The organism is Gilliamella sp. Fer4-1 (genome assembly GCF_001690515.1).
Taxonomy (GTDB): Bacteria; Pseudomonadota; Gammaproteobacteria; order Enterobacterales; family Orbaceae; genus Gilliamella; species Gilliamella apicola_C.
In genome coordinates this window covers 1-21,988 of sequence record NZ_LZGZ01000248.1, presented here as the reverse complement: position 1 = coordinate 21,988, position 21,988 = coordinate 1, and the positions used below count along the sequence as shown (strand labels likewise).

The 21,988-nt window shown below is 35.4% G+C and carries 16 protein-coding genes, 1 pseudogene and 1 riboswitch; of the genes and pseudogenes, 7 read left to right on the top strand and 10 right to left on the bottom strand.

Going from position 1 to position 21,988, the window contains the following annotated elements:
• Positions 1 to 620 precede the first annotated feature (620 nt).
• On the top strand, positions 621 to 1,346 hold the full coding sequence (locus tag A9G30_RS12720) for a hypothetical protein (RefSeq protein WP_065588687.1): 726 nt from the start codon (positions 621 to 623) through the stop codon (positions 1,344 to 1,346).
• A gap of 66 nt (positions 1,347 to 1,412) precedes the next feature.
• Here A9G30_RS12720 and A9G30_RS08705 read toward each other — a convergent pair.
• A protein-coding gene (locus A9G30_RS08705) for an IS3 family transposase (RefSeq protein WP_442903446.1) occupies positions 1,413 to 2,494 on the bottom strand; the annotation gives its coding sequence in 2 pieces (ribosomal slippage) (positions 1,413 to 2,251 and positions 2,251 to 2,494; 1,083 coding nt in all).
• A gap of 183 nt (positions 2,495 to 2,677) precedes the next feature.
• Here A9G30_RS08705 and A9G30_RS08695 point away from each other — a divergent pair.
• From A9G30_RS08695 to dinB, 5 genes are all read left to right on the top strand, one after another.
• On the top strand, positions 2,678 to 3,178 hold the full coding sequence (locus tag A9G30_RS08695) for a hypothetical protein (protein ID WP_065588686.1): 501 nt from the start codon (positions 2,678 to 2,680) through the stop codon (positions 3,176 to 3,178).
• Positions 3,179 to 3,868: 690 nt separating this feature from the next.
• A riboswitch (TPP riboswitch) is annotated at positions 3,869 to 3,979 on the top strand.
• Positions 3,980 to 4,019: 40 nt separating this feature from the next.
• Entirely contained in the window at positions 4,020 to 5,024 is a 1,005-nt protein-coding gene (gene thiB / locus A9G30_RS08690) for a thiamine ABC transporter substrate binding subunit (protein WP_065588685.1), read from the top strand.
• A gap of 14 nt (positions 5,025 to 5,038) precedes the next feature.
• The gene (gene thiP, locus A9G30_RS08685) at positions 5,039 to 6,628 is read left to right on the top strand and encodes a thiamine/thiamine pyrophosphate ABC transporter permease (protein WP_065588684.1); all 1,590 of its coding nucleotides are present in this window, start codon (positions 5,039 to 5,041) and stop codon (positions 6,626 to 6,628) included.
• Entirely contained in the window at positions 6,606 to 7,310 is a 705-nt protein-coding gene (gene thiQ, locus A9G30_RS08680) for a thiamine ABC transporter ATP-binding protein ThiQ (protein WP_065582733.1), read from the top strand. Before thiP ends, thiQ begins: the two co-directional genes overlap by 23 nt.
• 741 nt (positions 7,311 to 8,051) lie before the next feature.
• Complete coding sequence (gene dinB, locus A9G30_RS08675; protein WP_065588683.1) at positions 8,052 to 9,107, top strand: DNA polymerase IV; 1,056 nt, start codon at positions 8,052 to 8,054, stop codon at positions 9,105 to 9,107.
• Between the two features lie 80 nt (positions 9,108 to 9,187).
• Here dinB and A9G30_RS08670 read toward each other — a convergent pair whose 3' ends face one another.
• A complete protein-coding gene (locus tag A9G30_RS08670; protein ID WP_065582807.1) occupies positions 9,188 to 10,624 on the bottom strand; it encodes a 6-phospho-beta-glucosidase in 1,437 nt (478 codons plus the stop codon).
• Positions 10,625 to 10,637: 13 nt separating this feature from the next.
• Positions 10,638 to 12,509, bottom strand: a complete 1,872-nt coding sequence (locus A9G30_RS08665; protein WP_065588682.1) for a glucose PTS transporter subunit IIA — start codon at positions 12,507 to 12,509, stop codon at positions 10,638 to 10,640.
• 176 nt (positions 12,510 to 12,685) lie between these two features.
• On the opposite strand from A9G30_RS08665, the gene A9G30_RS08660 reads away from it, so the two are divergent.
• Positions 12,686 to 13,390 (top strand): GntR family transcriptional regulator, encoded by a 705-nt coding sequence (locus A9G30_RS08660; protein WP_065582736.1) that lies wholly within the window; start codon positions 12,686 to 12,688, stop codon positions 13,388 to 13,390.
• 100 nt (positions 13,391 to 13,490) lie between these two features.
• On the opposite strand, the gene A9G30_RS08655 is transcribed toward A9G30_RS08660, so the two are convergent.
• From A9G30_RS08655 to A9G30_RS13005, 7 genes and pseudogenes are all read right to left on the bottom strand, one after another.
• Positions 13,491 to 14,498: an aldo/keto reductase gene (locus tag A9G30_RS08655; protein WP_065588681.1), complete on the bottom strand. Its 1,008-nt coding sequence runs from the start codon at positions 14,496 to 14,498 to the stop codon at positions 13,491 to 13,493.
• A gap of 271 nt (positions 14,499 to 14,769) precedes the next feature.
• The gene (locus A9G30_RS08650; protein ID WP_065588680.1) at positions 14,770 to 17,877 is read right to left on the bottom strand and encodes a type I restriction endonuclease subunit R; all 3,108 of its coding nucleotides are present in this window, start codon (positions 17,875 to 17,877) and stop codon (positions 14,770 to 14,772) included.
• Positions 17,878 to 17,889: 12 nt separating this feature from the next.
• Positions 17,890 to 18,990 (bottom strand): anticodon nuclease, encoded by a 1,101-nt coding sequence (locus A9G30_RS08645; protein WP_065582739.1) that lies wholly within the window; start codon positions 18,988 to 18,990, stop codon positions 17,890 to 17,892.
• A 26-nt stretch (positions 18,991 to 19,016) separates the two neighbouring features.
• Positions 19,017 to 19,247 (bottom strand): restriction endonuclease subunit S, encoded by a 231-nt coding sequence (locus A9G30_RS13235; protein ID WP_081295776.1) that lies wholly within the window; start codon positions 19,245 to 19,247, stop codon positions 19,017 to 19,019.
• A gap of 10 nt (positions 19,248 to 19,257) precedes the next feature.
• Entirely contained in the window at positions 19,258 to 20,136 is an 879-nt protein-coding gene (locus A9G30_RS08640) for a restriction endonuclease subunit S (RefSeq protein ID WP_081295775.1), read from the bottom strand.
• Positions 20,133 to 21,698, bottom strand: a complete 1,566-nt coding sequence (locus A9G30_RS08635) for a type I restriction-modification system subunit M (protein ID WP_065582741.1) — start codon at positions 21,696 to 21,698, stop codon at positions 20,133 to 20,135. The genes A9G30_RS08640 and A9G30_RS08635 overlap by 4 nt, the downstream gene beginning before the upstream one ends.
• A gap of 89 nt (positions 21,699 to 21,787) precedes the next feature.
• Positions 21,788 to 21,988, bottom strand: a pseudogene (locus A9G30_RS13005) (hypothetical protein); the annotation flags it as partial.

Genomic DNA, 21,988 nt, shown 5'->3' with positions numbered 1-21,988 from the left:
CCGCAAATGAGACCGAGCACTATACTTATGATGATAAGCATGTTATTCAATCACGGGTCATGGCGGGTGGGGCAACCTTTTATTGGGCATGGCAAAATGAAGGTAAGCAGGCACTGTAACTATCCCCTAAAATAGTACAGCAAAAAAGTAGAAAATTCTCTTTATTAACCCACTGAGGATTTAAATATGAAAAAATGACTGAACATCAAATCTGTAAATATCCCCCTAAAATAGTACAAATCATAGGAGAACATATTATGTGTCAAAAAATTTAGCGCAGAGTTTAAACAATAGGCAGTGGTTTGATATTGCTTTATCCTCTTATCTAATGCGGATTTAGTGATGTCATACTCAGCAATAATATTCGTTTATTTTTTAGCATGTTGATATAGAATCACCATTTGTTTTTTTAATTGGTAAGTAAAACGGCGTTTTTTTCTTCTTGAAATGCGATTTGTCATCGGTGATTTCTTTTGTTCTTTTGTTTATCGTAACAATAACCTGATAAAGCGGATACTAATTAGTATAACCTGTCCAAATATTTTGATGAGTATCAATCAGATAGATAGTGAAATTAAAAGATGTTATAAAATTAGTGATAAATTAAAAAAGGAACTTCAATGGTGAAAAAGGTAATAGCACCTGAACAGGAAAAATATGATGTTATATATGAAAAAATATTATTCAATAAAATAACGGAGGCATTTTCTTGGCGAGAGCGTCCGAAAGATATGTGGGAATTAGGTCCAATAATGATGCCTGATGATGAAATAGCGCTAAAACAATTTTTGGGTAAGAATTGGCAAGATATCACTCTTGATATATACGTAAACTATGATGATGCTTTATTTTTATTTACTCCATCAGCCTATGCTTATTATTTACCTGGGTTACTTATTACTTCAGCTAAAGCTATGGATATAGCTATAGCTGAAGATGAAGCTATAGTTAGAGCTGAGGCTAAAGCTAAAGTTATAGATATAGCTTTAGGTAGAACCAGAGCTAAAGTAAGAGCTAAAGCAAGAGCTATGGCCAGAGCTGAGGCTTTAGCTAAAGCAAGAGCGATAGGGGATAAAAAGGCAAGGATTAAAGATTTTGTTATAAATAAAATCGTATTTTGGATTATGGATTTTGAAAAAATACTGTCTGAGAGCCATCTATTTGAACGCTGGGCAACATTAACCATTGAAGAATATTTAGCAGTTAAAGCTTGGCTCATATGGGTTACAAGAGAAGATACATATCAAGATGATGAAGATATCTATCAAAATGATGAAAGTCTATGTCAACATGATGTAATGAATTCTTTGATTAGCCTAGACAAACTTATTGACCTTGCTAAGTAACGAGAAAAATGACGCTGTAAATAAATTGTAAATACCCCAAACTTAGTACACAACTCACGTAGAAAATCATGCTGCTTGTTTTAGTGTTTTATACTCAATCAATGTCATGTTATTTAATGCCTCATGCGGTCTTTCGGTGTTATAAACCGTTAACCATTCTTCAGTTATTCTCCTTGCTTGCGCTAAGTTGTTAAAAAGATATAAATCGAGTACTTCAGTACGATAGGTACGATTAAATCGTTCAATATAGCCATTTCGATAAGGGCTACCGGGCTGGATATAATCAATGGTTATACCATGTAATTTAGCCCAGTTGGTAAAGGTTTTTCCTGTAAATTCTGGCCCATTATCGACCCGTATTTTTAATGGATACCCATGATATTCGGCCAGTTTATCTAAGTAACGGGTAATCCTTCCTGCGGGTAAGCTTACTGCAATATCAATACCTAACGCCTCACGATTAAAGTCATTGATGACATTGAATGTCCTAAAGCGACGTTGATTACGACTACTGTCACTCATAAAATCCATTGACCAACATTCACCTTGTTTATTGGGGACTAATAACCTTTTCGGACATCGTGGAGGAATACGTTTTTTACGCTTTACCCTGAGATTAAGCTTTAATTCACAATACACCCGATATACTCGTTTATGATTCCATTGATAGCCGAGCTTTCTGATTCGATTAAAACACTTAGGAAAGCCCCAACGTAAATGCCTATCTGTGATAGCATTCAACACCGAAACAATCACCGAATCATCCTGTAACTTAGATTGATAATAGTAAGCACAACGGCTTAAATCAACAATAGCACAACTCATTGCAATAGTAACCGAATGATTTTGTTGTAATTGCTGTGCCCACGTTTTACGTGCCTTGGTGGGCACTAAAGCTTTTTTATAATTTCTTCCTGAAGCTGGGATTTTAAGCTCAGTTCGGCAAACATCTGCTTAAGCTTGCGGTTTTCAGCCTCCAGCTCCTTTAAGCGTTTGATATCCGACGTTTCCATACCGCCATATTTTTCCCGCCATTTATAAAAAGTTGAATTACCCATGCCATATTTACGGCACAGCTCTTTAACGGGAATACCCGCTTCAGCTTCTTTTAAAATAGCGACGATTTGATGTTCAGTCATTTTTTTCATCATTAAATCCCCTTTTCTTTTATCATAGAGAATTTTCTACTTTTTTACTGTACTATTTTAGGGGATAGTTACACGATGCCAATGATTTGATATGGAATACACCCATTACACACGAAGAAATTACTGCCACTGTAACCAAAAATAACAGCGAATGATTCTTGGATTCATGCAGCTTGTTCGAGTGTGAGTTTGATTCCCTGTGAACCACAGTTAGAAGCAAAAGTATTTGTACGTGTCACTTTAAACGGCCCATTTGCCGATGATACTCAGATAAATTCCGGTAATCCTATTCCATTTTTTAAGCAGAGTTTACCACAAACATTTGAATTAGTAGGTAGAAATAGACATAATGAAGAGGTTGTAAGATATGGTTTTGTGTTGAAGCACTGGTTTATTAATCGCGGTGATAAAAAAGGTAGTCAATCAGAGCAAACCGCATGGTGCAGTGCGATAAATTATCGTATGTCAAGAGTAAAAGACTTGACCAATGTGAAGTGTGGAGAAAGAAGAACCGAGGACAACTTCCCTTGCAGAAACGGCATAGATGGTGCCTTTCGTCCACCAATAAATTATCGTATAGATTACGCTCCTGAAGCTACATTACGTTATGTTGATGCTGGCTTGATAACGGAGTGGGGGATTTTGAATTACTATTATTCTATTTGGGATAGTAATGGTCGCTGACAATCCGACGGCGGCTTGGGAGCAGGAATCTGGACTAGCGATAGCGATTTCTTCGTAGACTCGGGCTATGGTAAAGTAAAAAATCCAAATTCAAATTTTGTTTCTAGTATCAATTATGGTATTTGCGTTCACCCTTAATACTGACTTCTTAATTCTTATATAAAAGGATATGCAACTTGACATAAATCAAAGGTAAAGCTGTTAACGTATAATGCTCAACGTTAGTTAGTCTAAGTCGCCAAGCGAGCTAACGTTAAGTGCGTTTGTACAGCCAGCATATGTTTTTAACGCTGGCGTAAAAGTGTTGTTTAATGAAGCAATTAACTGTTGTGTTTTATTAAGGATTCCTCCAAAAACGGTCAGAAAAACATGAATAAAATCAATGATTTTTCTGACCGTTTTTTATTGGTAATGCATTCATGATTTTATAAAAGTCAAAGGTTATTATTATTTATTCAGAGTTAGAAAATGTTAACATCACCGTAGCTTGTTACGTTATGGATAAGCTGATGAAAAATTGATATCGTTTCGTTTTCGAGCATTCAGCGTAATAGGTGTCTTTTTTGCTTTAAAGCAAAATCATAAAAAAAACAATAAAATCAATGATTGTTTTAATTTCTCGTTGTTTCGTTCACAACGCTTTATTTGTTTGGTTGTTTACAAACATAATCCTAAACACTACACTAGTCAATGTTCTCAACGGGGTGCCCAGTGGGGCTGAGAATGTTAGCGTTAGATTAGCATAACCCGTCGAACCTGAACTGGATCATGCCAGCGGAGGGATTTGAGTTATTATACCTACTCAAACCTTTTGTCTTTTATTTGCTATTTTGGAGGCAAAATGTTTTGTAAAAAATTGTTATTATCTTTGGTATTATCTGCACTTTTTATGGCAAATATTGCAAATGCTACCAACATAAAACCTACCTTGATTGTGTATAGCTACAACTCTTTTATTTCTGAGTGGGGGCCAGGGCGGGAAATTGAAAAGGGATTTGAAGCGCAGTGTGGTTGCGAAGTTGAGATTGTTACATTAGGCGATGGCGTATCGATTTTAAATCGAATGCGTCTTGAGGGCGATAAGACCAATGCCGATGTTGTTTTGGGATTAGACAATAATCTTTTAGAACAGGCTAAACAAGCCAATATTGTTATTCCTCACCAAATCAATAAACCCGATAATTTAAATACCAACTGGTGGGATGATGATTTTGTGCCTTATGATTTTGGCTATTTTGCTTTTATTTATAATCAACAAAAAATCAGCAATCCACCACGCTCTATGCATGAATTAGTTGATAATAAAGCCAACTGGAAGATTATCTATCAAGATCCTAGAACCAGCACTCCGGGGTTAGGTTTATTATTTTGGATAAAGAATATTTATGGTGATGATGCCTCATCAGCATGGCAAAAAATAGCTAAAAACACCGTGACAGTAACTAAGGGCTGGAGTGAAGCTTATGGGCTATTTTTAAAGGGTGAAGCTGATTTTGTGCTTAGCTATAGTACTTCACCTGTTGCTCATATTATGAATGATAATGATCATCGTTATGCTGCGGCTATTTTTGATGAAGGGCATTATCGTCAAGTTGAAGTTGCTGGTATTACTAAATATAGCCAGCAACCCGAATTAGCACGGGCTTTTTTGCAATATTTATTGACCCCCGATGTGCAACGTCAATTTGCTGAGAAAAATACCATGTACCCTATTATTAATACATCGTTACCTGAAGCTTTTAAGCAAGTTAAGCCTATAAATAAAGCGCTTGAGTTTGATGCAAAGCAAGTTGAACATAATCAAAAAACGTGGGTACGAGAATGGCAGTCTGCCATTAGCAAGTAGTTTTATTTTACCTAATGTTGAAGTTAAGAATATTACTCCCAGGAATTAGCGCTGCTAGCCTGATCTTAATGATATTAGGCGCAGCACTCTTTGCGCTTTGTTTGACTGCGATTAAATTTAATAATTTAGTCGTCTATTTTGATGAGTATTTATTACATGTTATTTGGATAACTTTATTTCAAGCAACATTATCGACTTTATTATCTGTATTATTGGCAATTATCATGGCTAAAGCTTTGTCGATGATTGATTTTTTAGGTAAAAGATTATTATTGCGCATTATGCCAATTACCTTCATTTTACCGACACTTGTTGTAGTCACTGGGTTGTTGTCGGTTTATGGTAAACAGGGCTTATTAGCGACTGTTTTCGGTTATTTTGGGGTGCCTTTTATGACTTCGATTTATGGGTTAACAGGCATTTTACTTGCACATGTATTTTTAAATTTTCCGTATGCTTGCTGTCTATTCTATCGAACGTTAAATAGTGCACCAGTTGAACACAAACAGCTAGCTGCACAATTAAACTTTTCAAGTTTTACTTACTTTAAATTGATTGAGTGGCCATTACTGCGTCGGCAACTGTTCCCGATGGCTGCGCTTATTTTTATGCTGTGTTTTTCTAGCTTTGCTATTGTATTAGCGCTAGGAGGTGGACCAAAATATACAACATTTGAAGTCGCCATTTATCAATCTATTCGTGATTTAGATTTAGCTCAGGCTGTGCTTTTAGCTTGTTTACAGTTTATTTGTTGTGTTTGTTTTATTTGCTTGATGCAAAAATTTACTCATAATAATAACCACCATCAAAAACCTAATACATGCTATGTTAGGCAAAGTTACCGTTTGCCTGTTTCAAATCATTTAGCCTTTTTATGTATGATTATTATTGTTATTGGTGGGTTATTTATTTTGCTACCGATTATGACCCTACTCATTGAAGGGGGATATTTTTTTCAATGGTCATTTTTAACTGCGTCTTTTCAACAGGCAGTTATGTTTTCATTATTAATTGCTTTTGGCTCAGCTACTATTGCCATGTTGCTAGCATTGTTATTACTTTATACTAATAGCCGTTTGTTAATTAATCACAAAATACAGTGGAGCAACCAATTAATGTTAGTTGGATCGCTAATTTTAATTATTCCAAGCATGGTATTTTCATCAGGTCTATTTTTATTATTATTTCCCTTTGCGCATAGTTTTATCGTTGTTTGCCTTTTAATTATGCTATGTAATGGTTTAATAGCATTGCCTTTTATATTGAAAAATCTTGCTGTACCTATGTTTGATGTTGTATCGCGCTATTGGCAATTAAGTCAATCACTTAATATTAATGGCTTTTTTCACTTTTATTTGATTGAATATAAAGCACTAAAAAGATTAATTATCCAGAGTTTTGCTCTGTCTGCAATATTATCATTGGGTGATTTTGGTATTATTGCTTTATTTGGTGGGAAATCAGTGACCACATTACCGTATTATTTGTATGAACAAATATCAAGTTATCATTATAAAGAAAGTGCCGTAACGGCCGCATTATTGTTAATATTATCTTTTAGTTTATTGGTTGTGATGGATTATGATCGAACTAAATCAAATTAATTATCATTACGATAATTTTAAAATGCATTTTAATATCAAAATTGCAGCAAAAGAAAAAGTCGTCATTATTGGACGCAGTGGTGCTGGTAAAAGTACCTTGTTAAATTTGATTGCTGGATTTGTTTTACCAAACTCGGGGCAAATTTTACTTAATCATCAAAATATGACTCGCACCTTGCCAGGCAAACGCCCCGTTTCGATTTTATTTCAACGTAACAATTTATTTAACCATTTAACCGTTGAGCAAAATATTGGTTTAGGTATAAAACCTTGTTTAAAACTGAATGCATCTGAACGGCAAACAATAGAAGATATACTAGTTAAGGTTAGTTTAGCAGGTTTTAACAATCGTTATCCTAATCAGCTTTCAGGCGGGCAACGGCAACGTGTGGCATTAGCGCGTTGTTTAATTCAGCATCGCCCTGTTTTATTGTTAGATGAACCATTTTCAGCGCTCGATCAAGCTCTGCGTTTTGAAATGTTGGCGTTAGTCGATCAAATTTGTGATGATTTCAATTTAACTTTAATGATGGTATCACACTATCTTGATGATTCACTTAATTATTTTTCACGTTGTTTGGTGGTTGATAATGGCAACATTGTTTTTAACGATTTACCAACACAGCTTGCACAATCTAAACATAACGAAATTGCAAAAATGTTGGGTTTTAATTATTCTTAAAAAGGGTTGAAGCTTGGAAATAACACTTTTACCTGCCTATTTTATTATTCAATATTAAGTGAATTGTGATTTTATTGAGTTAAAAAATTACGATTAATTGATTAATTACAAATTTATTAATTAGATGTTTATAAATTGCACTATCTCTATTTTGTTGGTCAACGCTTAAGGTTTAATTAATCTATTTAGCTTAAATTACCTTAATTATTAACAACATTAATTAATTATTTATGCAAAATGGACATACATGCCATAAGTTTAGTTGGTTAGCACTTAGCTCTGATAGCTTATTTTTCACTTATTTGTTTGTGCTTTACCGCTATATATTTTTATTTATGATCACGACGAAGATGTTTATCAAATACCATCCCAGAATATATTAGTAAGAAACGAGAAAACACTGACTTGAACTGTGTTTTCTGCTTTGGTTATCGCTAGCGTGAATATCAACGTATACAAACCATTATCAAACTATGTCAATCGAAAATTTAGCACATAAAACGTAATTCACACATGATTAGTTTTTACTGGATTAAGTAATAGCTTATATGTTACTGAAAAAATTTAGTTAATCGGAAATTTTCCATGAATCGATCCGTTGGGTTGGTGATCCTTATGATAAAAAAGGGTTAATTGATTTTGATAAATTAGAAAAGTAGCTATCGTCGGTGTTTACACTGCCACTTAAGGTGTGATATTGTATATTTATACAGTTATATTTTATTTGCCGTAATACCGTTTATGCGAAAAATTATTCATGTTGATATGGATTGTTTTTATGCCGCTATTGAAATGAGAGATAATCCCCGTTATCGTAATATGCCTATTGCGGTGGGGGGCGATCCTCGTAAGCGCGGTGTGGTGGCTACTGCCAATTATTTAGCACGCCAATATGGTGTGCACAGTGCAATGTCAATGGCACAAGCTATAAAACTGTGCCCCAATCTTAAAATTATACCCGGTAGGCATGCGGTATATAAAGAAGTATCAAACCAGATCCACCAAATATTTAAGCGGTATACCCAAGCGATTGAGGCGCTATCACTTGACGAAGCTTATCTTGATGTGACTGATTGTAAACTATGTCACGGCTCGGCAACTTTGATTGCGCAAGATATCCGCCAAGCTATTTTTAAGGAACTTGAGTTAACCGCATCGGCTGGTGTTGCTCCACTGAAGTTTCTTGCCAAAATCGCTTCTGACATGAATAAACCTAATGGTCAATATGTGATAACACCTGATGAAGTTGATGGCTTTATTGAACAGCTCCCTTTAAAAAAAATTCCTGGTGTGGGAAAAGTGACTGAAAAAAAATTAGCTGATTTGGGATTATTTACCTGTCAAGATATAGTCAATTATGATGTGACTAAATTATTTAACCATTTTGGCAAATTTGGGCGAGTCTTGTATGAACGATGCCAAGGTATTGATGAGAGAGAAGTATGTAATGACAGGCAACGCAAATCGGTTGGTGTCGAGCGCACTTTAGTTGATGATATTCATCATTGGGAAGCGTGTTTATTACAGTTTGATTCATTATTTGAAGAGCTTGAAAAACGATTAAGTAAAGTGCGTTCTGATTTATCGATCGCTCGGCAGGGTGTCAAATTTAAGTTCGATGATTTTCAACTTACCACTCAAGAGCATGTATGGTCAAAACTAGATAAGGCCGATTTAATTAAACAAGCCCATAAAGTTTGGTTAGAACGTCGTAACGGGCGTGGCGTTCGGTTAATTGGTTTTCATGTCACGTTAATCGATCCACAAGTTGAAAAACAGCTCATTTTTCCATTTTAAGCTTTTTTCTTATAAAAAAAGAGGATGCAGGCAAAGCCTGTATTCATCCTCATAATCATTTATCAATTAATGGATAATTATCACTTTAAACTTGCACCATTGGTGCTAATAACTTTTTTATACCATTCAAAAGAATCTTTTTTATAACGCTTCATGCTACCGTTGCCTTCATTATCACGGTCAACATAAATTACACCATAGCGTTTTTTCATTTCACCAGTGGTAAATGACACCACATCAATAATCCCCCAAGCGGTATAGCCCATCACATCAACACCATCATAATCCATGGCGGTTTGCATCGCTTTGATATGAGCACCTAGGTATTCAATGCGTGGTTTGTCATGCACTTGGTTACCATTTTCTAGCTCATCAATGGCACCAAATCCATTTTCGACAATAAATAATGGTAACTGATAACGATCATATAAACGGTTTAAGGTATAACGTAATCCTTCAGGATCAATAGGCCAACCCCAGTCGCTGCTTTTAATATAAGGATTTTCAACCGCATTAGGTAGCGCTCCGTTAACAATGTTATCGCGATTGTCATTTTTGGCATCTGCTTTTACAACCGTTGACATGTAGTAACTAAAACCAATGTAATCAACTGTACCTTGTTTTAAATAAGCAAGATCTTCTTGTGTAATATCAAGTTTATAGCCTTCACGTTCGAACTCTTTTAATGCATATGCAGGGTAATAGCCACGAACGTGAACATCAGGGAAGAAGAAGCGTTGATGCATAGCGATTTCTGATGCCATCATATCTTCAGGGTTACAAGAATATGGATAAATTGGCACATGTGACACCATACAACCAATTTGAAAATCTGGATTGATTTTTTTACCAGCAATCACCGCTTTGGCACTGGCTAATAGTTCATAGTGAGCAACTTGGTACAGAACTTCTTGCGGATTTTCGCCCGGTTTAACTTGGACGCCCGAATTCGTCCAAAAGAAGATAGGATTACTGGTATCCATTTGATTATTAATTTCGTTAAATGTCATCCAGTATTTGACTTTATTTTTATAACGCTCAAAACACGCAGTGGCAAAACGTTCAAAAAATTCCACTGTTTTACGGTTTCTAAAACCACCATAATGGCGAGCTATATGTAATGGCATTTCAAAATGTGATAGCGTGATAACAGGCTCTATGCCATGAGCAATGAGTTCATCAAAAACATTATCATAAAAGCGCAGGCCTTCTTCGTTTGGCTCAAGCTCATCACCTTTTGGAAAAATGCGTGTCCAAGCAATTGACGTGCGTAAACATTTAAGACCTAATTCAGCAAAGAGTTTGATATCATCTTTATAATGATGATAAAAATCAATGGCCGTATGGTTTGGGTAAAACTTATCGGGTTCAATATCTTGGGTGATTTGTCTTGCAACGCCATGAGCACCAGCGGTCATAACATCAACCACGCTGGGTCCTTTGCCGCCTTCGTTCCAGCCACCTTCAAATTGGTGAGCGGCTAAAGCGCCGCCCCATAAAAATGGTTTTTTAGTCATTTTTGATTCCTTGTTATTGCTTAATTTTAAATATGATATCATCAACTGTTACTTCTGTTTTATCCGTTAATGAAATGAATTGGTATTGATCGGTATTAACAATAATAATTGGGGTGATTAACGGGTAGCCAGCTTGCTTAATTGCCTCAGGATTGAAGCTGATGAGTAAATCACCTTTTTTTACTTTTTGGTGTAATTCAACGTGATATGCAAACTCGTTATTGGTCAAATTAACCGTATCAATCCCCACATGAATTAGTAACTCAACGCCGTTATCTAATGTTAAACCAATGGCATGTTTAGAATTTTCAAATACCGCAGTTACCTCGGCATCAAAAGGCGCATAAACGTGATTATCAGTCGGTTCAATCGCAATCCCTTCGCCCATTAATTTTTGTGAAAAAGCAGGATCAGGTACTTCACTTAGGGGTAAAGCATGTCCTGTCATTGGGCTTGTGATATCCAGCTCGTCAAGCAAGACTTTAGGCGTATCATTTTCAATAACAGACTCATCTTGTTTCGTTTCACCAGTACCAAAGATTTGAATTAAAACGACAGGTCCCACCAAAGCAATAAGTGACCCAACTGCAACACCAATAAATGAGCTAGGGCTGTTTGGGCTAATTGCATTGACGATAGTTAAAGGGCCAGGCAAACCAGCATAAGCAAAGTAGTGAGGAGAAAAGAACCCGGCCACAATACCACCACAAGCAGCCGAAATACAGCCATAAATAAATGGCTTTTTAAAACGTAAGTTAACGCCATAAATAGCCGGTTCGGTTATCCCAAATAAGCCAGTAATAAAAGCGGATAATGAAATGCCTTTCATCTCTTGAGTTTTGGTTTTTAAATAAAAACCAAATGCTGCTCCGACTTGACCAATAACGGCGATGGTTTGAAATGCTTGGAAAGAGTCTTGACCATATTGTTTAAAGTTTTCAACGATAACCGGTGTGATCCCCCAGTGCACGCCAAAAATAACAAACACTTGCCAAACGGCACCAATAATTCCACCAGCAAACGATGGGGCTAAATTAACAAACCAGTTATAACCATCAGCAATATATTGTGCACCATTGGCAGTTAATGGACCAACAATAAGTAATGTTAAAGGCACCATAATGACAAGACTAAATAATGGTAATAGCACCGGTTTTATAATACTGTGCAGGCGAGGTTCTAAGAAGCGCTCTAAATAAGAGAGTAACCAAACTAAAAAGAGTGGTGGTAAAACGGTTGAGGCATAAGTGGTTTTCGATAGTGCAATGCCAAATAGATTAATTTCTTGCCCCTCGCTTATTAGTTTTGCAAACTCAGTCCATGTTGGCGATAGCAGTGCTGCACAGCAAGCAACGGCGATATATAAGTTACAACGGAAATGCTGTGAAGCGGTAATGGCAATAAAAATAGGCAAAAAGACAAAAGGCGCCCAAGAGATGAAATTGAACACCTCAAAAGTTCCAGTCTTTTCTAGCTCAGGGCAGACCAATTTAAGTAAAATCAAGATACCTTGCAAAATTCCTGATGCGGCTAAAATATAGACAAACGGGGCAAATACAGCCGACATTGTTGCAATGATGCGATTTAATATGTTGCTATCATTTTCTACTTCAATTTTGTTATCAGTATTAACAAGTTGAGTAAAAGCGTTATAGACTTTATCAACATGCGTACCAATAACCACTTGGATTTGACCGCCTTTTTCAACAACGGTAATCACGCCCGGTAATTTAGCAATGTTTTCTTTTGCGTGATCTGGTGTATGTTGGGTAACAAGGCGAAGGCGTGTTGCACAGCGAGAAACGGTAACAATATTTTTCTCACCACCTAACTCATTTAAAATATCAACAGCTAGCTTGTTATAATCTCTAATTTTTGATGACATCCATAAACTCCTTAAAAGCAATTCAGTAAGATTATTTTATAGGCAATTTCAAAATTGTTAATTAACAATTATATTGTTTGTGATCTAGATCGACTTTTTACATCATTTAATTTAAAAGTTAACCTAACCTGTATAAAATAATAGTTAAATTGCTTATTCAATAAAAAGATATATCAATGATTAAATATCAAGATGTTGCCAAAAAAATTAAACAGACGATCTATCAGCAACAATTAGCTAAAGGTACTCAACTTGCTAATATTGAAGGGTTGATTAATCAGTATCAGGTGAGTCGTAGCACAATTATTAAAGCGCTCAATTGTCTGGAACGACAAGGCGTTATTTATCAAGTGCAAGGTAGCGGTATTTTTGTTCGTGAGCGCAAAAAAAGAGGCTACCTCAGTTTTTTACAAAGCCATGGCTTTACTGTTGATTTAGATGATGTATATGGTTCATCTAAAGTGTTTAATGTTGACATTATCAAACCCAGTGCAAGAGTGAAAGAAAACCTACAATGTGATGATTGTGAAGATGTTTATTTTGTAAAAAGATTACGTTATGTTGATGATAAATTATATTGCTTAGAACAGTCCTATTATCGCAAAAAGCTTATTTGTTATTTAAATACAGACATTGTTGAACGTTCAATTTTTAGCTACATTCAAGAAAATTACAATATCAATATTGGTTTTTCTGATAAATATTTTCAAATCATCAAAATTGATGCAAACATAGCAAAATATCTTGGGTTACAAGCGGGGGATCCTGCTCTTTGCGTTGAAGAAATATTTTATACCTCATCTGGTGAGCCGTTTGATTTCTCGAAAATTATTTACCATTATGAAAATGCAAGATTTTGCATACAAAATCACTCAAAATAAGTCACTTAACAGAGTCAAAACCTAGCGCTACGCTGTTATAAAAATTAGCGGTAAATAGCCACTAATTTTTATTATTTTCGATAACAACCTTATATCTAAGCTAATTAGCTTGTTTTATTTGTGGTTTGTTATCTGCCATTATGCCAACTAATGCGTGAGGTTTATAGCATTCTTCTAAGTAGTTTAGCTCATCATTGCTTAATTGTAATTGGGTTGCTTTGACGGCATCTTGAATTTGTTCGGTTTTTGTTGCACCCACAACAGGAGCAGTAACTTTAGTTAATAGCCATGCCAATGAAACTTCCGTCATGGATACTTGGTGGCGTTGAGCAATTTCTGCAACTCTATCGATGATCACGTGGTCTTGCTCGGCGGTTTTGTCGTATTTCTTCTTCGCATAGTTATCCGCATTGGCGCGTACAGTTTGGGTGTTATATGGACGAGCAAGGCGACCGCTGGCAAGAGCGCTATAAGGCGTCATGGCAATATTATCTTCTTGGCATAATCCAAATAATTCTCGCTCATCTTCACGCATAATTAAGTTATAGTGGCTTTGCATTGAAACAAACGGTGTTAAGCCTTCATATTTTGCTATAGTGTTTGCTCTTGCCAGTTGCCATGCATAACAGTTCGAAATGCCAATTGCACGGATTTTGCCTGCCTGAATATTTTGATGAAGGGTTTCAAGGACTTCTACTATAGGCGTGTTGTAATCCCAATAGTGATAAATATAAAGATCGACGTAATCTACCCCCAAATTTTTTAGGCTTTGGTTGAGTGATTGGTTGATAGCTTGTTGCCCAGTTATACCATTAGCAATTTGCTCAGCTGTACGTGGTAAAAATTTTGTTGCTATGACCACTTCATCACGCTGGCTCATATCGCGTAATGCTTTGCCAACATATCTTTCACTTGAGCCATTTTGATAAGCGATTGCGGTATCGAAAAAATTAATACCTTGCTCAAGAGCATATCCAATAATTTTGCTGCTTTCTGATTCATTTAGTGTCCAGTTGTGAATACCTGCTGTAGGATCGCCAAATCCCATACAACCTAAACAAATCTGCGAGACAGTTAAATCACTATTACCCAGTTTAGTGTATTGCATGATCACTTTCCTCTATTTAAAACAGAAACCTCTAATGCGCCTTATTATATTGCGCTTTTATTTTTATAGTAAATTTGAATGTGGGTTAATGTGATATCGATCACTTTTTTACAAAAAATAGAATGGATAAGAACTTCATCTATTAAAAAATATATTAAATTAAAACACATATTAAATTAAGACATAGCAGATTATAGCAAACCATATTGCTTGATTATTTATAGGGCAGGGAAAAGTCAGTGCGCAATTCCATGCCCTTTATCGTTAATAATTAGATGTTATCACTGCCACCAACCCCTTTAAATTTTTCAACCATTGTTGCTATTTTTTCAAAAACCCGACGTTTTTTGATTAAATATTGTGGATTAAGTGGGCTCATCTTCGGTAACATTTCGTTTAATTCAGTGCCATTTTCGGTTGCATATTTGCGCTTTAATGAAGAAGCAATATAGCGTTTGGTTGCTGCTTCATTTAAATTCTCTTCTTCGATTAAGGCGTTAATTTCAGCTTGTTGCTGACGTTGTGCATATTGATAAAAAGCATCAACCGTACTGGCTTTGTCGGGAATGTTATTTAAATCCGTTTGATTAATAAACTCAACAATTAACCCTTCTTTAGCTCGGTTTTCTAAACTTGAACGAATCAATCGTTGAGTCTCTTCAACAATATCTTGTTTGGTTTTTTCTTGTTTATTTTGTTCATAAATCAGCTCAAGAATATAATCCAAATTGATTTCTTGTGATTTTAATAGATCAATTTCGAAAACCACATCATCCCAATCAATGGTTGATTGAGCTTGTTGATTAGATTCCTTTTCTCTGCGTAGCCAATCGCGGATGTCATTATAAGTTGAACGATAATTTTGAATTGCACGGTCGGTTGGCAATTTTATTGTTTGCATTTTTTGTAGATCATCATCGGTTACATTATGTCGAGCTTTAAAGGCTAGCATGGCTTGTTCATCAGTCGTATCGAGTTGTTGGAATGCTTTTAATGCCACAAATTCATCATAATTTTGCAATACATTGTCAGCACGCAAGTACTCGCCAAATAATTTAACAAACGCTATTTTATCTTTTTCGGTGATGATTTCATCAGCACGGGGAAATTTTTCTTGTAAATCGGCAATGATTGTTAAATACCCATTGTGAATATCGCCTGATACTTTATCAGTAAAACCCTGCATATATTCATCATAACTTTTTTCTAACACCACTTCTCGGGTATTGCTTTTACCAAATGTTTTTATTGCATCAATGGTAGCTTGTTCCAAATCACGAAACGCTACAATATTACCAAAGGTTTTGGTTGCATTGTAAATACGATTGGTGCGTGAAAAAGCTTGAATTAAGCCATGATACCGCAGGTTTTTATCAACAAATAATGTATTGAGTGTTGGCGCATCAAAACCCGTTAAAAACATGCCAACCACAATTAGTAAATCGATTTCCCGATTTTTTACCTTTAATGACAGATCGCGATAATAGTTTTGAAATTGTTCACTACTAACATCATAGTTTGATTTAAATTCCTTATTATAATCGTCGATTGCCATTGCTAAAAATTCTTTAGCGCTTTGATTTAAAGCGTCAGTTTCAAAGCTTTCATCGGCAAAATTACCTTGTGCGTCTTGTTCTTCATTAGCTGCATAAGAAAATATTGTTGCTATTTTTAACGGCTTGCTGGCATCTTTTTGTAATTTTTTGAACGATTCATAATAGAGTTTTGCCGCATCGACACTGCTCACGGCAAACATGGCATTAAATCCTTTACCATTGCCCATTAAACGGTGGGTTTTTTGCTTAAAATTATTCAAAATATATTGGGTAATTTGTTCAATGCGTTTTGGGTGAAGTAGTGCTTGTTTATTTTCAGCAGCGCTGAGTTTTTCTAGATTTTGTTCTTGTTCAATCGATTTAAAATTAGGGCGCACATCATTATAGTCCACTTTAAATTTTAAGACTTTTTCGTCACGAATGGCATCGGTTAACACATAAGCATGTAATTCACGACCAAACACATCCGCGGTAGTTTGTGCACCTAACGCGTTAGCTGGCATGATCGGTGTACCCGTAAAGCCAAACTGATAATATTTTTTAAACTTGCGCTTTAAGTTTTTTTGCGCTTCACCAAACTGGGAGCGGTGCGCTTCGTCAAAAATAAATACCACATGTTTATCATAGATGGCTAAATCATCTTCGCTTTTTATTAAATTGTTAAGTTTTTGAATGGTGGTAACAATAATTTTATTATCGGTTTTTTCAATATTACGCTTAAGTCCTGCGGTACTGTTTGAGCCATTGACACTATCTTTGGAAAATTTTTGATACTCTTTCATGGTTTGGAAATCGAGATCTTTACGATCCACCACAAAAAAGACTTTATCTATAAATGCTAATTCTGTTGCTAACCGTGCCGCTTTAAAACTCGTTAAGGTTTTACCAGATCCGGTTGTGTGCCAAATAAATCCTCCACTTTGTAAGCTACTCCACTTTTTGGCATGATAAGCGCTAATGATTTGCCACAATATACGCTCGGTGGCGGCAATTTGGTAAGGGCGCATAATTAACAATGTGTCATTTACATCAAGCACCGAATAAGTCAGTAACACATTTAACAGCGTGCGGCTGGCAAAAAAGGTAGCGGTAAAATCTTTTAGATCTTTTATCGGCTCGTTTTTAACATTGGCCCAATTCATTGTAAAATCAAAGCTGTTTTTATCGCGCTTAGTGGTGTTAGCAAAATAGCGCGTGTCAGTACCATTTGAGATAACAAACAGTTGTAAATATTTAAACAGTGAATTATCTTGATTAAAACTCTCTTTACTATAGCGATGCACTTGGTTAAAGGCTTCACGAATGGCAATACCCCGCTTTTTTAATTCAACTTGAACAAGGGGCAAGCCATTCACTAAAATCGTCACATCATAACGATTTGCATAATTGCCAGTTTGCTGGAATTGACGGATAACTTGTAATTTATTATTGGTGACATCTTTTTTATCTAACAGCTTGATATTTTGAATATGTCCATCATCAAAAACAAAATCATAGATATGATCGTGGTGGATTTTGCGACTTTTGTCGATCATCGACTCATTGGGTTTATCTAAATACTCTAATACAAAGCGCTGCCATTCCTTATCGGTAAACTGCATTTTGTTTAAGGTTTGTAATTGATCACGAATATTAGCTAGCAATTTTTCGTGATTATTCAGTTCGGGAAGATATTCATAACCTTGACGGACTAAATCATCAATCAGCTCTTTTTCTAACTCTTTTTCAGTTTGATAAGTCGCTGCCGGCTCTTCAAGCCTGTTGTAGTTATCTAAAATAATATAATGATTGGTTTCAGCAAGAGGTGTTGTGTAAATTGTCATAGTCCATTCCAGCTATTTAAAATTGTAATTTTCGAGTAAATGATTAAGTAAAAATGAAACGATCTGTTTTTCTGGCTCGGATGGTTCTGGGATCATTTCATTCGATAATGTTGAATGACTGGTAAAGTTGATAATCCGTGTTAAATAAACTTGTTTATCATCAGGCAGGAGTTCTGACCATTTTGGATATCCTAAAAAACAGGCCGTTTTTTCATACAAGTTACGTAATAAAGTAAAGTGATATTTTTCAATTTTCTTTTCGCTAATGGCTTGTTGCAAAATATCTTTTAAATAAAGATGATACGAAAAGCTTTGATTTGAATCTCCTTTTTTTTCTTCTAGGGCAAAATCGCCATTTTCAAATCGTTTTAAAATACAGCCTGTTTTTAAACCCAGTTCATTATACAACACATTGTAAAATAATGGGTTATGAGTGGTGATAATAAATTTAATATCCGATTTGCTGCTATTGATTAATTTAGCAATATCGACCGCTAATTGGATTAGGTGATTTTCGTCCAATGAGCTGACTGGATCATCAATAAAAATATAGCGTAACTGATCAAATTCATTGGTAGAACGTTCTTTAGGCTCAACAATATTGCGCTCTGCGATCACCAAACTAATCAAGGTGAAAAAAATACTCCAAATTAAATTATTTTCTTCCCCTTTGGAGATTTTAATATTATCAATACGTTGATCATTACCCCCTGCGAGCGAAAAAGTCACAGCGGAAAAATCCTCATTGAAATGTGGCGTTAATTTTTGCTGGGTGTAGGATTGAAAGTAGTGAGCGATGTTTTGATCCTGACCTTGGTCTTTCAAAATCCAGTCCGTAAATGAGTTAGGTTTTATGATTAATTGATGTTCACCCTCTTGGTGTTTATCATTATCCCAAGCAAACAAATCCTCAGTAAAAGCGTTATAGTAAAGGATTTTGTGCCTTGTTAAGGCTGCATTATTCTCTTTATCGCCTTTATGCTGCGATATAATTAAATTTTTAAATGTTTGAGATAAACGTGTTTTACCAGTACCGTTAAAGGCATAGATTAATTGGTTTTTTTTATCATTTTTATCCAGCTTTTCAGCAATATTCCTTAATGTGGCATTCATCTTTTTATAACTCTATCTTATGATTCTTACTCTTTCGGAAAGTCTAATAATAAATTCCGATAATATTCATATTGTTTTTGGCGTAATGCTATCTCACGCGGTAACCCCTCGGTGATTGAATTGGTAAGCGCATCGAATTTATCTAAGATTTCGACAATACGGGCTTGTTCCTTGAGTGGGGGAATGGGAATTTTTAGTTTTTCAATAACCAATCGAGGTAATCTAGGTATGCTTGAGCGTCTTACTTGAGATGAAATGTACTTTTGTTTATTTTTTAATACATGAAATAAATATACTTAATATATGATTTGAACATTCAAAGTAAAAACAGTCATCGGCAGCCCAAAATACTTCTGGACTATAACCGATTTCTCCAGCTGCACCAGCGCTTATTATAAATGTTGTATTCTCTTTAGTATTAGTTTTTTCATAATATCCTAAAGGTGTTAAACTATTTTGGTAGACTTTATAGCTAGCTTTTGGTGACAATTCATTTCGGACAACACGAATCCCTCTTTTTAAGGTGGCTATTTCGTCAATTGATTTCCATTCCACTTTATCATCTTTAAAGCTTAATAATTTATCTCGATAATAGTTGTATTGTTTTTTTCGTATAGTAAGTTCTGCTGTGAGCTCTGCTGTGAGCTCTGCTGTGAGCTCTGTAAATGTGTCTAAAATACGGACAATTTCGGTTTGAATCGAAAATGGAGGTACTGGAATCTTTTTATTAGCATAATTACTAATCCATTGTCTTTTATGATCATTATCTATCTTTTCATTTGGAAGTGTATTCATCCAATAATAAATATATTTTAAATTATATTTTTCTTCATCAGCTGAACTGATGATTTTCATTGCTGACGATTTAATTTTGAAATCAAAATTAACCCATTTATTTGCGGTTGTAAAATCATCAAAAATGATAACTGGATTATTTTTCCCTGCATAAATTCCAGCTATCTCATTCGTATAACCTAAAATGAAAGTTTTACCTGCCGTCAAAACAGGTGTTTTGTATTCATCATTGTAATTTGTTGATGTGACAAGATATTTGGTAGGTTGTTCATAATTTGTTACTTCATCCAAATTTTTCCACTCAACCTCAATACCTTTCAGCAGTTCAATTATATTATTACGCTTAATCATCCCTCAATCTCCGCCACAATCGTGTCAATTTGGGAGCGTAAGCTATCAATTTTAGCTACGGTATCTTTTATTTCGGCATTAAGCTGGGTGATATCAATCACTTCACGGGTATTTTCGGCTTCCACATACGAACTGACCGATAGATTATAGTCATTTTCCGCAATGGTTTGATTATCAACTGATTTAGCAAAATATTCGATATCTTGCTTGCTAGCAAATACTTGCATAATTTCTTGAATATGTTTATCAGTGAGCACATTATTATTGGTCTCTTTTTTAAAGAGTTTGCTAGCATCAATAAATTGTGTTGTTTTGACGGTTTTATTTTTGGCAAGCACTAAAATATTAACCGCAATCGAGGTACCATAAAATAAGTTGGGTGCCAGTGAAATTACGGTTTCAACAAAATCATTATCGACCAAATATTTGCGAATTTTTTGTTCCGCACCACCACGATAAAATATCCCCGGAAAAGTAACAATTGCCGCTCGCCCACACTCGGACAGGTAACTTAGTGCATGCATAATAAAAGCAAAATCGGCTTTCGATTTTGGTGCCAGCACGCCAGCAGGTGCGTATCGGTCATCATTAATTAAGGTTGGATCATCACTGCCAATCCATTTAATTGAATAGGGTGGATTAGAAACGATTGCATCAAATGGTTTTTCGTCGCCAAATTTTGGGTTAAGTAGCGTGTCGCCTAAAGCTATTTCGAATTTATCATAGTTGATATTGTGTAAAAACATATTCATTCGAGCAAGGTTATAGGTGGTATGATTAATCTCTTGACCGAAAAATCCATCCTCAATGATATGTTCATCAAACTGTTTTTTCGCTTGTAACAATAAAGAACCCGAACCTGCCGCTGGGTCATAGATTTTATTGACCTTTGTTTGATTATGTAAGGCTAATTGTGAGATCAATTTCGACACATTCGGCGGCGTAAAAAATTCACCACCAGATTTACCGGCATTCGAGGCATAATTAGAAATCAAAAACTCATAAGCATCGCCAAACAGATCAATTTGATTGTCTGCAAAATCACCAAAATCAAGTTCGGCAACACCATTAAGTACTGCGGCTAACCGTTTGTTTTTATCGGCAACTGTATTACCTAAGCGATTGCTGGTGGTATCAAAATCGGCAAATAATCCTTTAATATCACTTTCTGATGGGTAACCAATAGCAGAACTTTCAATTGCATTAAAAATATCGGCTAGGTCAGTATTTAAGCTTGGATTGGTATTTGCATTAGCAACAACATTACAAAATAGTTGGTCGGGATAGATAAAATAGCCTTTGGTTTTTATGGCATCTTGCTTGGCTTCATCGGTAATAATATCGGTAGATAACGTGCTGTAATCAATACTGCCATCATCGCCTTGAATATAATTGGCAAAATTTTCACTAATAAAGCGATAAAACAAAGAACCAAGTACATACTGTTTAAAATCCCAACCATCGACTGCACCCCGTACCTCGTCGGCAATTTTCCAGATTTGGCGTTGTAGTTGCTCGCGTTGTTGGGTACTAGTGCTTGATTGAGAATCAATCGAAGTCATATTTTATGTTCCTAAGTAAAGATAAGATATTAGTAACTATAAAATAAATCATCTTTTTTATAGTTACTTTACGTCAATATAATAGTAGTTTAACTCTTATTTTCCATTTGCGGACTTTTCATTTGTTTTACTGAAGTTAAATCTATAGCTAATAATCTTTCTAGCCTTTCAAGTATCCAATTATACCGATCTTGTAACGCTTTTTCATGCCATTGTTGGTTAAAAGTTCTTTGATTGAAATCATCTAATACTTTTTGAGAAAGGCGAAAAGCTGTTGTATTATCGGTATG